The organism is Pleomorphomonas sp. JP5 (assembly GCF_023721815.1).
In the GTDB taxonomy this organism is placed as follows: domain Bacteria; phylum Pseudomonadota; class Alphaproteobacteria; order Rhizobiales; family Pleomorphomonadaceae; genus Pleomorphomonas.
The window spans coordinates 184,245-197,385 of record NZ_JAMDLI010000021.1 but is presented as its reverse complement, the minus strand read 5'-3'; the positions used below and the strand labels follow the sequence as shown (position 1 = coordinate 197,385).

The following is a 13,141-nucleotide window of genomic DNA, read 5'->3' as shown; positions in this document are numbered from 1 at the left end:
CTGCCGGATCGCCCGACACGGCGCCCCGCATCCTCTCACGCCAACCTCAGATACCAGTGGATGTCGCGATCGCTGATCTCGGCAAAGAAGCGGTCGCATTCCGCCTCCTTGATGGTGAGATAGATGTCGGCAAGCCGTGCGCCAAGCCGCCGCTTCAGGAACTCGGACTCGCGAGCTCGCCGCAAGGCTTCCGGCCAGAACCGAGGCAGCGATGACGGCACCTGCGAGTAGCCGTTGCCGGAAATCGGCTTTGACGGCTCGCCCTTTGCCTCGATGCCTTCGATCATGCCGGCGATGACCGTGGCAAGCGCCAGATAGGGGTTGGCATCGGCGCCAGCGACGCGCTGTTCGAGGTGGCGCGTTTCCGGCGGCCCTCCAGTGACCCGGATGGGCACCGACCGGTTGTCGATCGCCCAGGCCGGGCCCAGCGGGGCGTAGGAGTTGGGCTTGAACCGCCGGTAGCTGTTGGCGTTGGGGGCGAAGACCGCCATGCTCTCGGCCATGGTCGCCTCAAGTCCGGCGATGGCCTGGCGGAGAAGCGCATTGCCTTCGGGCTCGCTGCCCGCGAAGAGGTTCTTGCCGGTTTCGTCGCAAAGGCTGACATGGAAATGGGCGCCGGACCCGGCCAGCGTTTCGTAGGGTTTGGCCATGAACGTGGCGACGAACCCGTGGCGCTCGGCAACGCCTTTGACGAGCCGCTTCCAGAGGATGGCTTCGTCGGCGGCACGCAGCGCGTCGTCGCGATGTTCCAAGACGATTTCGAACTGACCGGGCGAGTATTCCGAGATCAGGGTACGGGCCGGCAGGCCAGCCGTCTCGGCTGCGGCATAGACGGCTTCGAGAAAGGCCGAGAAATCGGAAAGATCCTGAACGAGATAGGCTTGGAGGTCGGTCTGGCGGAATCCGTTCGGCGCCGTCGGCGGCGCCACCCTGCCCTCGGCCGCCGCGCGGCCATCGAGAAGATAGAACTCGAGCTCGACCGCAGCGACCGGCCGGAAACCGAGGCTCCTCGCCTCGTCGACAACCCGCGCAAGGGCGTGGCGCGGGTCGCTTGCGGAGCCCGCCCCGTCATTTTCGAAAGATGTGAGGATGAACTGGGCGGTCGGCGTTTGCCGCCAGGGTGAGCGGACGAGCGTGCCGGCGACAGGACGACACATGCGGTCCGCGTCGCCCTGCTCCCAAAGCAGCCCGGTTTCCTCGACATCCGCCCCCTTTATGTCCAGAGACAGGACCGAGCAGGGCAGAGGCCGCCCAGTGCGGTAGGCGCCAAGAAGCTCGGATCGGCGGAGCATCTTGCCACGCTGCACGCCGGAACAATCGGTGAGGAAACACTCGAACTGGACAACGTCGGGATTGGCAGCGAGGAAGGCCTCGGCCTCCGTGACATCGGCGATCTTGACGGCGGACATGGATGACGGCCCCGGCATGTCGTGGTTCCGAAGAAAACGGCAACGACAGGATGGAAAATCCCGGTTGTCATGGCATTTCCGGCAGCCTTTTGTCCAGCGCACGAGTTCGGACTTGGCCTACTCGCTCCTGCTCGGCTACAACAGGATTCCATTTGTCGGCGGGTCGCCCATGCGCTTTCGTTTCGCCCTCCTCCTGCCTATCCTTCTCCTCGCGGCCTGCGCGGGATCGCGTCCCGAAGGCGGGGCTCTCGAAGTGGCGGTCGCGCCGGCGCCCGAAGCGATAGAGCATGAACTGCTGGTGGCCGCTACGCGCGAACGGGCGACGACGGGCCTCGCGATGTTCAACGGCGAGCGGGCGAGTGGGCTTGATTTCGCCGATCTCTCGATCTCGGTGCCGCCGAGCCACAAGACTGGCAATATCGAGTGGCCATCGCCGTTGCCCGGCGATCCGAAAAAGCAGTTCGTGGCGCGTTCGCTCGCCTATGTCGACGGCGCGGCGGCATTCAAGACTCGGCTCGCAGCTCGATTGGCCTCCTTGCCCAAGGGCCGCCGCTCGGTCGCCGTCATCGTCCACGGCTTCAACACCGACTTCGACGAGGCGGTCTTCCGCGCCACCCAGATCGTTCACGATACCGGGTTCGATGGCGTGCCGGTGCTGTTCACATGGGCATCACGTGGTTCGGTGTTCGAATATGTCTATGATCGTGACAGCGCCACCATCGCCCGCGACGGCCTGGAAGAGTTGTTGCGCCTTGCCGCCCAAAGTGGCGTCGAAGATATTTATGTCTTCGCTCATTCGATGGGGAATTGGGCAACCGTCGAGGCCCTGCGCCAAGCCAAGATCGCTGGCGACGGCGATTTCGGAGGCAAGCTCCGTACGGTGGTTCTGGCCGCGCCCGATATCGACGTCGATGTCTTCAAGTCGGAAATGGAAGTAATCGGTCGGCCGAAGTATCCTTTTGTGCTGTTTTCCTCCTCCGACGACCATGCTCTCTGGCTGTCCGGCCTGATCGCCGGTGAAAAGCCGCGCCTTGGTGCCTATACCGAAGACAAGGAAGCCATCGCCGATCTCGGCGTCATCGTCATCGACCTATCGGCGACCAAGGCGAACGATTCCTTCGCTCACAACAAGTTCGCCGTCGTTCTGCCCGACTTCGTGAGCCGGCTTGGCGAACGCTTGAGACGGGGTGACCGGCTGGCGACGGGGCAAGACAGTTTCTCGGAGACGGCCCGAGGCCTGACCGGATCGTTTGGCAATCTCATCGGCTCCACGGCTGGCGCCGTGGTCACCTTGCCGGCCTATCTCCTGACGCTGCCGGTTCGAGCCGCAGGCGGCTGATCCAACGGGTTAGCGCTTGCCGATCAGCTCGATCAGTTGATCGAGTCTGCTCTCGTCTAGACTTCCGATGCGCTCGGCAAGACGGTTGGCCACCTCCGTCGCCTTTGGCGAAAGCCCCTCGGTGTCGATGACGACGCGGGGATGCGACAGGTCGGCCAACCGTTCGAGCTCCTCGGCCTCGTCCCAGATGATGTTGAGATGGCCGATGATCCGTTGCAGGAGGTCCCAGGTCGGTCGGCCGCGCCGACCATGCTCAAGCGCCGACAGATAGGCCGGCGATACGCCGATCGCCGCCGCCATCGACTTCAAGGTCATGCCGCGCGCCTCGCGAATCTCGCGCAGGCGCGCCCCGAACGGGGTCATGCTATTTCCTCTTGCGGATCCGCACGTAGAGAGCGCCACCGCCGCCATGCACCGGCCCGGCATCCTCGTAGCCCAGCACGACACGGCGAAACTCCGGCAAACTCAGCCAGAGTGGCACAACACGTCTCAACACGCCACGCTCGTGATCGTGCAAGCTCTGAAAGTCGCCTCCGGGCCGTCCCTTGCCGGTGATCACCAGCACCACTTTCCAGCCCATGGATTGCGCGTAGGACAGAAAGCCGGAAAGACGAGCATGCGCTTCATCCTGCCGATAACCGTGCAGGTCGAGGCGGCCGTCGATGGCGGTGCGACCCCGGTTGACCGCCTGCCGCTCACGCTTGCCGAATGGATGCAGCTTCGGCAAGGCTGGTTTGGGCGGTGGAGCGGCTGCGGCGGTCGGTGGCATTTGAACCAAGGACCGTCGTGGCTCGGGTTGTCCGGTGAGTGCAGCCGGCGGCGGTTGCGGCGGCGCCTTTTCGGGAAGGAGTGGCGTCACGGTCTTCTTCACCGCCCGCCAGAGTTCCTCCTCCTCGGGAGCCAGCGATCGGCCTTTGCGGCGGGACATGGCTAGACCTCCCGCGGCACTAGCAGGGTGAAGCGGGCGGTGTCACGCACCCGGGCCGCCAGCGCAAAAGCGGCGTCGCCCGAACCGAAGAAAATGTCGCCCCGGGCTGACCCGACGATCGCCGACCCCGTGTCCTGCGCCATCATCAGGTGTCGGAACGGTCCGGCGGCAAGGTGGGTCTCGACGAACACCGGCGCATGAAAGGTGATCAGCGATCGGTCGACGGCCAGCGAACGGCCTGCCGTCAGTGGCACACCGGCCGCGGCGATCGGACCAAGCGTGGGATCGTCGACCGGTGCCTCACGAAAGAAGATATAGGAAGGATTGCGGGCGAGGGCCGCCCGTCGTTCCTGTGGGCCAAGACCTTCAAGCCATTCGCGCAGCGCGTCGGCGGTAGCCTCGGAAGCCCTGGCCACGACACCGCGCTCCAGCATCAGGCGCGCCACCGGAAAATAGGCGTGGCCACTCTTTCCGGCAAATGTGACTCTCAGGAGTTTGCCGTCCGGCAGTCGAAGCCGAGCCGCACCCTGAACATGAATGAAGAAGGCCTCGACGGCGCTTTTCACATAGGCAATCACCCGCGTTCGTCCATCCAGGGCGCCGGCCATGATCGCCCGTCTGTCGGGACAGGCAATGAGACCTCCTCGTCCATCTTCGAGTGCCCAGGTCAGGGATGGATCGAGGTCGTGCCGGTCATCCTCGGAGTAGAGCTCGCGAAGGCCACGCGGCGGCTCGAGGAGAGGGATCGGAAAGGCGAGCGATGGTTGAAGGCGCGCGTCCACTTCGGGCTCGAAGAAGCCTGTGACGAAGCCTTCCCCCGAGGCGGGTTCGATGCGGAACGGCCTGAAATGGCTCTCGAAGAAGGCACGGGCGGCGGTACGATCAACGCTCTCGTCGAGCGCAAGCGCGGCTTGACCTTTCCGGACCAGGGCCATGCCATCCGGGCCGAGCGCCTTCGTTGTCGGGGATTTCTCGGCCAGCCGGACGGCCGAACGACGAAAGGCGATGAAAGCGGCCGCGTGGTCGTCGTCGGCCCAGCCGGCAAGGTCGGAGAAGTCAACCTCTACGAGGTGAGCGGCGGGGAGAGCGTCGGCCAAGATAACGTCAGGCCCCGGCGTCGGTGGCAACCAGCTTCCAGTTCGGGTCCGACGACCTGATTTCGCGTGCGAAGGTCCAGACATCCGTTACTTCGGCAACCTTCTGCGGGTCGCCCTCGACCACCGAGCCATCGCGATCACGGGTCACGGAAATGAGCTGCGAGGAGAAACGCACGGTCACCTGCGCGATGCCCTCTTCAACTCCGGCGTCGACGACATCTGACTTGTCAATGCCAACGAAGGTGAAGTCGATCTTCTCGCCACGTCCTTCGCGCTCGGTGATTACGCTGGAAAAACCATCGAAGACCTCGCGCGACAACAGCGGCTTCAGTGTCTGCCGATCGCCGGCGGCAAAGGCCGAGACGATCATTTCGTAAGCGGCGCTGGCGCCCCCCATGAAGCTGTCGAGGTCAAAATTGCGATCGGCGGTGGCGATCGCCTTGAGGCCGGTGTTGACGCCACCCTCGGGAAACGCCTCATCGATACGGGCAAGCACTGCTTCGCGCGGGTCGGGGCGCCCCTCGCGAGGCAGCGTCACCACATTGTCGCCTGCTGGCGGCGGCTCGACTTCCGCCTTGCGACCGGCAAACGGATCGAAGGGAGGTTTCTCGTTGCCGGTGCGGGTGCCGAGTACGCTTCTCAGGCGCCAGAAGATGACGGCAGCGATCACGAGGAAGATGAGGCTGGTGAGATCGAGGAAGGCGTTCATCCGAGCATCGTTTCCCTCAGTTGGCGCCAAATGGGCGCATCATCGCGTTTGTGTCGTCTGCCTATGTAGGCGACGGCGGCGGCGAGGGAAAGACGGACATGCGGTGAATCTACGGCGATTTCGATGACGAGCCCGTCGCTTGCGATCGTTCGAGCTCCGACCATATGCACGGGACGCGCCTCTTGCGCCGGGCTGGCCGCCCTGCGCATCATGGCCGAACAAACCCTTCGAACCGGAACCGACATGCGCCTTTCGCCCTATCTGCCCTTCCTCCTGATCGCCTGGCCGATCGCCGAAATTGCGACGCTCGTCTGGGTCGGCGGCCACATTGGCGTCATCAACACCGTCGGCCTTGTCCTGCTCGCCGCCTTTGGCGGCCTGGCGCTGTTCCGCTATGTCGGCTTCGGTCTCCTGCGCCGTGTGCAGGGGGAGTTGACCGGTGGCCGCATGCCCAGCGGTACGCTGCTTGAGGGTTTTGTCGTGCTCCTTGCCGGCGTACTGCTGATCCTGCCGGGCTTCCTCTCCGATGTTCTGGCGTTTCTGCTGCTATTCGCGCCCGTCCGCCGGCTGATCATTGCGGCGGTCGCCGCGCGAGTCACGGTGTCGACGATGGCGTCCGGTCATGGCCGCCCAAAGGATGATGGTGTCGTTGACCTTGACGAAGACGAATGGGAGAGCCGGGGCAGGAAGGATTCGCCCTGGTCGGATCACACGCCGATCCCTCCCCCCGATCGTGACGGCGATCGGTCTTGATCTCGTCCCCCAAGCCTGATAGCGCTCGGACCCGCGGAAAAACCGGGAAACGGCCGTCAAAAGCCGCCGGTTCCACCAAAACAACGGGTCACCTTGCGGGTATCGTCGCCCAGGCTGGCCGGAGGAGTGCGGATAATGAGTTCGGTTCAGCCCGAAAATGGGGCCGCTGAAGCCCAGCCGTCGATGAGCGTCGTCGCTCAGTACGTCAAGGATCTGTCCTTCGAAAACCCGAAGGCGCCCGATAGCCTCAGGGCTCGCGAGACCGCGCCGCAGATTTCCATTGGCGTCAATGTCAACTCGCGTCAGCGCAGCCAGAGCGACTATGAGATCGAGCTGCATCTCGAAGCCAAGGCTGCCATCGGTGAAGAGGTGTTCTTCAACGTCGAGCTGACCTACGGCGGTCTCGTCACGGTTCAGAACGTGCCGGCCCAGCATCTTCATCCTTACGTGAACATCGAAGGCCCGCGCCTTCTGTTCCCCTTCGCGCGCCAGATCATTGCCGACGCGGTCATCCGTGGTGGCTTCCCGCCACTCTTGATCGATCCGATCGATTTCGTCGCTCTCTACCAGCAGTACCTCGCCCGCCTCCAGCAGGCGCAGCAGCAGCAGGGCGCTGCCACCAACTGAGGCAGGCGCCTTGAAGACAACGCGACGGCGCGTCTCGAAAGGGGCGCGCCGTTTGCTTTTTGGGCGGTGGAGGAGGTCGATCAGGTCTTGAGGTCGGCGAGGTAGGTGTTCTCGGCGCGCGAGCGTGCGTAGGCCGAGGGGGCGATGTTCGCGAAAAGCAACGTCTCGTCCCGACCGGGCGGCGCTGCGAGAATGGTGCCATCGGGTGCGGCTATGCGGGAAAGGCCGGCGTAATCGAAATCGCCATCCTTGCCGCAGTTATCGACATAGGCGACGAACGTCTGGTTCTCGAAGGCTCGCACGGCGATCATGTGGGCGGCAATGAAATCGCCCGATTCCCCCGCCGGCAAGGCCGTTGGTACCAGCACGGCGTCGGCACCGGCCAGGGCGAGACGGCGGACGTTTTCCGGGAACTCCACATCGTAGCAGATCAGAAGGCCAAAGCTCAGCCCATCATGGCGGACAAGCACCGTCGAAGGCGCCGCAGCCCGAAACCAGCGCTTTTCATACGCGCCGTAGAGATGGCTTTTCCGATAGACTGCCCGTTGATCGATCGAAACGAACAGAGCGCTGTTGTAGATCGCGTCGCCATCGCGTTCGGCAAAACCGGCGACAACGGCCAGCGAGTGTCGGCGGGCTATCGCCACGAGACTCTCGGCCAGCGGTCCGTCAGCCGGCTCCGCCAGAAGCGGCAGGTCAGGGCCCGCGCCGTATCCGACAAGACCGAGCTCCGGTGTGACCAGGAGGCGAGCGCCGCCCGCCGCTGCTTCGGCGGCCGCCTTGTCCAGGCGGTCGAGATTTGCAGCCACGTCGGAAGGGTGGGATTGCATCTGTTGGGCGGCGAGTAGCATCGTTGGCTCCATGGGAAGAGACGACCCGATGAGGGATACAGGCCAGGGCGGCATCGCTCAAGCGGCGGCCGGAATGGAAAAAGCTCTCTATATAGGCGCACATCGGATGCTGTCGGACTGGATTGCCTGCGCTTTTGGCGTAAAACGGCACAGTGCCGCCGGAGATGATCGGCGCCTTCCGAGGAGTTACCAAAATGGGCCCGCAGGTCGATCCCGTTCCGTCAGATGTTGCCGTGCCGAAGGAGGCCGACGTCGTCATCGTCGGCGGTGGAATCATCGGGACCTGCTCGGCGCTCTATCTGGCCGAACGAGGGCTCAAGGTCGTTCTGCTCGAAAAAGGGCATATCGGCTGCGAACAGTCGAGTCGCAACTGGGGCTGGGTCCGGCAGGCCGATCGCGATCCGCGCGAGTTCGACCTCATCCGAGAGGCCATGCGCCTCTGGCGGGAGATGGGCGACCATGGTGTCGGCGACACCGGCTTCCGCGAGACCGGCATTTTCTTCGCCGCCCGACGGCAGCGTGAAGTCGACGGCTATCGAGCCTGGGTCAAGGCGGCGGCCGAGCACGGCATCGGCGCCGAGGTGATCGAGGGTGAGGCTGTCAAAGCCGTCATGAAGGACGATCTGTCGCCGCCTCCCGCCGGTCTATGGTGTCCGAGCGACGGCCGGGCCGAACCGCAGAAGGCGGCTCCGGCCGTTGCGCTCGCTGCCCGCGCCAAGGGAGCCGTCATTCTCACCGACAGCGCGGTGCGCGGCCTTGAGACAGCCCTCGGCGAGATCGTGTCGGTGGTCACCGAGCGCGGAACCATCAGGACCAAGCGAGTGGTGCTTGCGGCCGGCGCTTGGTCGCGCCGTTTCCTCAAGGATCTCGACATCACGTTGCCGCAGCTCAAGATGCGGTCGACGGTTTCGCGTACCGGTCCGGTGACCGGTGGTCCCGATGCCGGCATTTGGGACGACGTGATCGGTATCCGCAAGCGCGCCGACGGTGGGCTTACCGTGGCCAACGGTGTTGCCAATGTCGCCGATCTGACGCCGGATCATGTCCGCTTCACCCTGGACTTCCTGCCGGCGCTGATGGCCGACTGGAAACATGTGTCGCTGTCGTTCGGCTCGCGCTTCTTCCGTGAGATCGACGACTGGCCGACCAAGCCTCTCGATAAGGTGTCGCCTTACGAGAAGATGCGCATCCTCGATCCCAAGCCCGATGCTCGCTTCCTGCGGCGCACCATGACCGAACTGAAGCGGCGTTTCCCCTCCTTCCGCGAGGCGCGCATTGTCCAGTCTTGGGCCGGTTACATCGACGTGACGCCGGACGTGGTGCCGGTCATCTCGGAAGTGGACGGTTTTGCCGGCCTCGTCGTTGCCACCGGCTTCTCCGGCCATGGCTTCGGCATTGGGCCGGGCGCGGGCTGGCTGGTCGCCGACCTCGTCACGGGAACGACGCCCTTCGTCGACCCCGCGCATTTTCGCCTGTCTCGCTTTTCCGACGGATCGAAGCCGAAACCGGCGTCGCGACTCTGATTTCCGCGATCTCAGGCGGCGAGATCGGCGACCACGGCGTCAAGCACGAAGGCTCCGGCCGGCGTGGTGCGGATGCGACCGTCGGGCAGCACTTCCACCATGCCATGGGTGACGAGATCGGAAATCCGGGCCGGATCGAAGCCACGGCCGGATAGCCTCCGGTAGCGGGCCGCGTCGATGCCTTCGACGAGGCGAAGGCCCATCAGCAGCATCTCGTCGCCGGCCGTCTCGCCGAAAATCTCCTCGGTTTCGATCACGCCATTGCCTGTCTCGGCGATGCGCCGCATCCAGGCTTCGGGGTTGCGCTCGGCGATCGTGGCGAGGCGACCGCGATCGTCGCCCTGGACGATCCGCCCATGCGCCCCCGGTCCAAGGCCGACATATTCTCCGTAGCGCCAGTAGAGCAGGTTGTGCCGGCTCTCGCCGCCCGGCGCGGCGTGGTTGGAGATCTCATAGGCCGGAAGACCGGCCGCTCCGGCAACCGCTTGCGTCAACTCGTAGAGATCGGCGGCCGCGTCCGCGTCGGGCACCACCAGCTTGCCGGCGGCGTAGAGCTTCTCGAAGGCGGTGTCCGGCTCGATGGTGAGCTGATAGAGCGACAGATGGTCGGCGGCAAAACCGATGGCTTGCCGAAGCTCCGTCTCCCAGGCGTCGGGACGCTGGTCGGGGCGGGCGTAGATCAGGTCGAAGGAGAGACGCGGGAAGGTCTCGCGCGCCAGTTCGAGGGCACGTAACGCCTCGCCGACATTGTGCAACCGGCCAAGAAACTTGAGATCGGCATCGTTGAGCGCCTGTACGCCGAGCGACAGGCGATTGACGCCCGCTGACCGATAGCCACGGAAGCGCTCGGCTTCCACCGACGACGGATTGGCTTCCAGAGTGATCTCGGCGTCGGCGGATATCTGCCAATGATGGCCGATCAGATCGAGCAGGCGGCCAACGCTCTCCGGTTTCATCAGCGAGGGCGTACCGCCGCCAAGGAACACCGAGGTCACGGTCCGCCCCGGCGTCAGGCGGGCATGGGCGGCGATCTCCCGCTCCATGGCGGCGAGATAGCCGGCCTCGTCGATCCCCTTCGGCCGGACGTGACTGTTAAAGTCGCAATAGGGACACTTGCGGGCGCAGAAGGGCCAATGGACGTAGACACCGAACCCGATGTCTGGCGTGCCTTCGGCCGCCGCTTCCACCCCCGAAAGGAGATCCCGTTCGCTCATCGGCTCACCCGCGCGGCCCGAAGCCGATGGGGAAGGCGCCCTCGACGAGCAACTTCAGCGATCGCGACCGGTGCGACAATGGGCCCGGCGCCCCCCAGATGGAGCCGTGTTTTTCCGCTTCGGTCATCTCGCCATAGGTTCTGGTTTCTCCATCCGGCATGAAGACCGGATCGTAGCCATGGCCGAAGTCGCCCGAACGTGGCGGCCAGACGAGCGTGCCCTCACGTTTTCCGAGATACTCCTGGGTATGCCCGTCCGGCCACGCAAGGCAAAGGAGCGACACGAAGGTTGCCCGCCGTTTGTCGGGCGTCGAGGCCCCCACCTTGAACAGCTCTTCCTCGACGAGGCGCATGGCCATCGACCAGTCGCGGTTCGGGCCGGCCCAGTCTGCCGTGTAAACGCCGGGGCGACCATCCAGTGCCTCGACGCACAGACCGGAATCATCGGCAAGCGCCACCTCGCCGGCGGCACGAGCGGCCGCCAGAGCCTTGATGCGGGCGTTGTCGACGAAGGTTTCGCCGTCCTCGACCGGCACAGGCAGGCCGAGATCGCCAGCCGAGACCAGCTCGATGGAAAGGCCGCCCAGCAGGAAATAGAACTCCCGGAGCTTGCCGTTGTTGTGCGTGGCGACAACAAGACGCTTGCCGTCGATGCGGCGCTGTTCGGTCATGTTCAGCCCTTTCAGGACGCGATGGCCGCCTTCTGCAGCTCGATCAGCTGGGCGATACCGCCCTTGGCGAGGTTTAGCAGCTTCTGCAGCTCGTCTTCGGAGAAGGGAGCGCCCTCGGCCGTGCCCTGAATCTCGACGAGACCGCCGGAACCGGTGATCACGAAGTTGGCGTCGGTCTCGGCCGAGGAGTCCTCGATATAGTCGAGGTCGAGCACCGGCACGCCGTCGGAGATGCCGCAGGAGATGGCGGCGACATGATCTCGCAGCACCTTGGCCTGGGCGGGCACCAGGTTGCGCCGGCGCATCCACTCGACAGCGTCGTAAAGCGCAACGTAGGCGCCGGTGATCGAGGCGGTACGGGTGCCGCCGTCGGCCTGGATGACGTCGCAATCGATGACGATCTGCCGCTCGCCGAGAGCGATCAGGTCGACGACGGCGCGCAAGCTGCGGCCGATCAGCCGCTGGATTTCCTGGGTTCGGCCCGACTGCTTGCCGGCCGCCGCTTCGCGCTTCATGCGCTCGCCGGTGGCGCGCGGCAGCATGCCGTACTCGGCAGTCACCCAACCCTTGCCGCCACCCCTCAGCCACGGTGGCACCTTTTCGTCGACCGAGGCGGTAACGAGCACGTGGGTGTCGCCGAATTTGACGAGGCAGGAGCCTTCGGCGTGGCGCGACACGCCCCGCTCGAGGCTGACGGGACGCAGTTCGTCGGGGGCGCGACGGGACGGGCGCATGGCTTCTCCATATGCAACGGGAGCGGAACACGTGGGTTCCGCAGGGTTGCGCCCTTGTATCCCTGTCGGGGAAGCTCCGTAAAGGGCGGCGAGCGATGTGCGGCGGGGAAAGCGGCGCTTCATTCCGGCCGAGGGGCGTGTATAAGGGGCCAAAGACACTTTTTGCCGGACAATCCGCCTTGGCCAAGCCGCCCTCCCCCGCAAAGCCCGCCCCTCGTGCCGGTCGCCCCCCATTCCGCAAGCCGAACAGGCCCCAAACCTCGGGCAAGGATACGGAGCGCCAGGAACCGCGTGGTCAGGAACCTCGCGGCCCGGCGCGCCCATCCGGCGCCGCCGCGCCGAAACGGCCGATGCCGGCCATTCTCGGCCCTCGCATCGCTCGCGAAGAGGTGGGGGGGCTGCTGGTCACCGAGGGCTGGGATGAATATCGCCTTCTCGACATGGGGGAAGGCGAGAAACTCGAGCGTTACGGGGCTCTCACCGTCATAAGGCCCGAGCCGCAGGCCATGGGGCCGCGCCGCCTGGCGCCTTCGGTCTGGGCGGCGGCTGGCGCCGCCTTCACGGGCGACGTCGAGGAAGATGGTCCAGGCCGTTGGCGCACGGAGCCCGGAATCGGAACGTCCTGGGAAATGCGGGTGATGAACCTGCCGGTCGTCTGCCAGCTGACCGCCTTTCGTCACGTCGGCATCTTCGCCGAGCAAATCGCCCACTGGACCTGGATGTCCGAACGCCTCAAGGCGCATCGCGGACCGGAGAAGCCGAAGCTTCTCAATCTCTTCGGCTATACCGGCATCGCCTCTCTGATCGCGGCCGAGGCGGGCGCCGAAGTGACGCACGTCGATGCCTCGAAGAAATCAGTGGCCTGGGGCCGGGAAAACCAGGCGCTTGCCGGTCTCGATGCTGCGCCGATCCGCTGGATCGTCGACGATGCCGTGAAGTTCGCCGAGCGCGAGGTGCGTCGCGGCAAACGCTACGACGGCATTCTGCTCGACCCGCCGCGCTTCGGTCGCGGTCCGGACGGCGAGGTCTGGTCGCTGGAAGCCGACCTGCCGCACCTTCTCGACCTGACGCGACAGATCCTTGCGCCGGGGCCTTCTTTCATGGTGCTGACGGCCTATGCCATCCGCGCTTCCTTCCTGTCCATTCACGAGATCACCGCCGACCTCCTTGGCCATCGTCCCGGCACGATCTCCTCGGGCGAGCTTGCCGTCCGCGAAACCGGCGACCCGTCGCAGCCTGGCCGGCTGCTCGCCACCTCGATGTTCTCACGTTTTCTCGGAGCCTGAG

14 protein-coding genes are annotated in these 13,141 nt (G+C 65.1%); 5 read left to right on the top strand and 9 right to left on the bottom strand.

Features of this window, described 5'->3' with window-relative positions; genetic code table 11:
* Positions 1–35: 35 nt before the first annotated feature.
* Positions 36–1,409: a glutamine synthetase family protein gene (locus M4J40_RS18835; protein WP_251755952.1), complete on the bottom strand. Its 1,374-nt coding sequence runs from the start codon at positions 1,407–1,409 to the stop codon at positions 36–38.
* A 112-nt stretch (positions 1,410–1,521) separates the two neighbouring features.
* Between M4J40_RS18835 and M4J40_RS18830 the strand changes: the two genes are divergently transcribed.
* Entirely contained in the window at positions 1,522–2,748 is a 1,227-nt protein-coding gene (locus M4J40_RS18830; RefSeq protein ID WP_251755951.1) for an alpha/beta hydrolase, read from the top strand.
* Positions 2,749–2,757: 9 nt separating this feature from the next.
* Here M4J40_RS18830 and M4J40_RS18825 read toward each other — a convergent pair whose 3' ends face one another.
* From M4J40_RS18825 to M4J40_RS18810, 4 genes are read right to left on the bottom strand one after another with little or no spacing between them, the layout of a single operon-like run.
* Positions 2,758–3,111 carry a helix-turn-helix domain-containing protein gene (locus M4J40_RS18825; RefSeq protein ID WP_251755950.1) on the bottom strand — a complete coding sequence of 118 codons (354 nt, stop codon included), beginning with the start codon at positions 3,109–3,111 and terminating at the stop codon, positions 2,758–2,760.
* Position 3,112: 1 nt separating this feature from the next.
* Positions 3,113–3,676 carry a Smr/MutS family protein gene (locus M4J40_RS18820; protein ID WP_251755949.1) on the bottom strand — a complete coding sequence of 188 codons (564 nt, stop codon included), beginning with the start codon at positions 3,674–3,676 and terminating at the stop codon, positions 3,113–3,115.
* A 2-nt stretch (positions 3,677–3,678) separates the two neighbouring features.
* Complete coding sequence (locus tag M4J40_RS18815; protein WP_251755948.1) at positions 3,679–4,773, bottom strand: murein transglycosylase A; 1,095 nt, start codon at positions 4,771–4,773, stop codon at positions 3,679–3,681.
* Between the two features lie 7 nt (positions 4,774–4,780).
* Positions 4,781–5,482 carry a Tim44/TimA family putative adaptor protein gene (locus M4J40_RS18810; protein WP_251755947.1) on the bottom strand — a complete coding sequence of 234 codons (702 nt, stop codon included), beginning with the start codon at positions 5,480–5,482 and terminating at the stop codon, positions 4,781–4,783.
* Positions 5,483–5,605: 123 nt separating this feature from the next.
* Between M4J40_RS18810 and M4J40_RS18805 the strand changes: the two genes are divergently transcribed.
* The gene (locus M4J40_RS18805) at positions 5,606–6,235 is read left to right on the top strand and encodes an FxsA family protein (RefSeq protein WP_251755946.1); all 630 of its coding nucleotides are present in this window, start codon (positions 5,606–5,608) and stop codon (positions 6,233–6,235) included.
* Between the two features lie 135 nt (positions 6,236–6,370).
* Positions 6,371–6,862, top strand: coding sequence for a protein-export chaperone SecB (gene secB, locus M4J40_RS18800; protein ID WP_254004947.1), 492 nt, complete (start codon positions 6,371–6,373; stop codon positions 6,860–6,862).
* 80 nt (positions 6,863–6,942) lie between these two features.
* Here secB and M4J40_RS18795 read toward each other — a convergent pair whose 3' ends face one another.
* Positions 6,943–7,713 carry a carbon-nitrogen hydrolase family protein gene (locus M4J40_RS18795; RefSeq protein WP_251755944.1) on the bottom strand — a complete coding sequence of 257 codons (771 nt, stop codon included), beginning with the start codon at positions 7,711–7,713 and terminating at the stop codon, positions 6,943–6,945.
* Between the two features lie 194 nt (positions 7,714–7,907).
* Between M4J40_RS18795 and M4J40_RS18790 the strand changes: the two genes are divergently transcribed.
* Entirely contained in the window at positions 7,908–9,236 is a 1,329-nt protein-coding gene (locus M4J40_RS18790; RefSeq protein WP_251755943.1) for an FAD-binding oxidoreductase, read from the top strand.
* An 11-nt stretch (positions 9,237–9,247) separates the two neighbouring features.
* Here M4J40_RS18790 and hemW read toward each other — a convergent pair whose 3' ends face one another.
* Genes hemW through rph form a run of 3 tightly spaced genes read right to left on the bottom strand, consistent with a single transcriptional unit; the run spans position 9,248 to position 11,854 of the window.
* Entirely contained in the window at positions 9,248–10,450 is a 1,203-nt protein-coding gene (hemW, locus tag M4J40_RS18785) for a radical SAM family heme chaperone HemW (RefSeq protein ID WP_251755942.1), read from the bottom strand.
* Between the two features lie 4 nt (positions 10,451–10,454).
* A complete protein-coding gene (locus tag M4J40_RS18780; protein WP_251755941.1) occupies positions 10,455–11,120 on the bottom strand; it encodes a non-canonical purine NTP pyrophosphatase in 666 nt (221 codons plus the stop codon).
* 11 nt (positions 11,121–11,131) lie between these two features.
* A complete protein-coding gene (gene rph / locus M4J40_RS18775) occupies positions 11,132–11,854 on the bottom strand; it encodes a ribonuclease PH (RefSeq protein ID WP_251755940.1) in 723 nt (240 codons plus the stop codon).
* 350 nt (positions 11,855–12,204) lie between these two features.
* On the opposite strand from rph, the gene M4J40_RS18770 reads away from it, so the two are divergent.
* Positions 12,205–13,140 (top strand): class I SAM-dependent methyltransferase, encoded by a 936-nt coding sequence (locus M4J40_RS18770; protein WP_251755939.1) that lies wholly within the window; start codon positions 12,205–12,207, stop codon positions 13,138–13,140.
* Position 13,141: the final 1 nt, after the last annotated feature.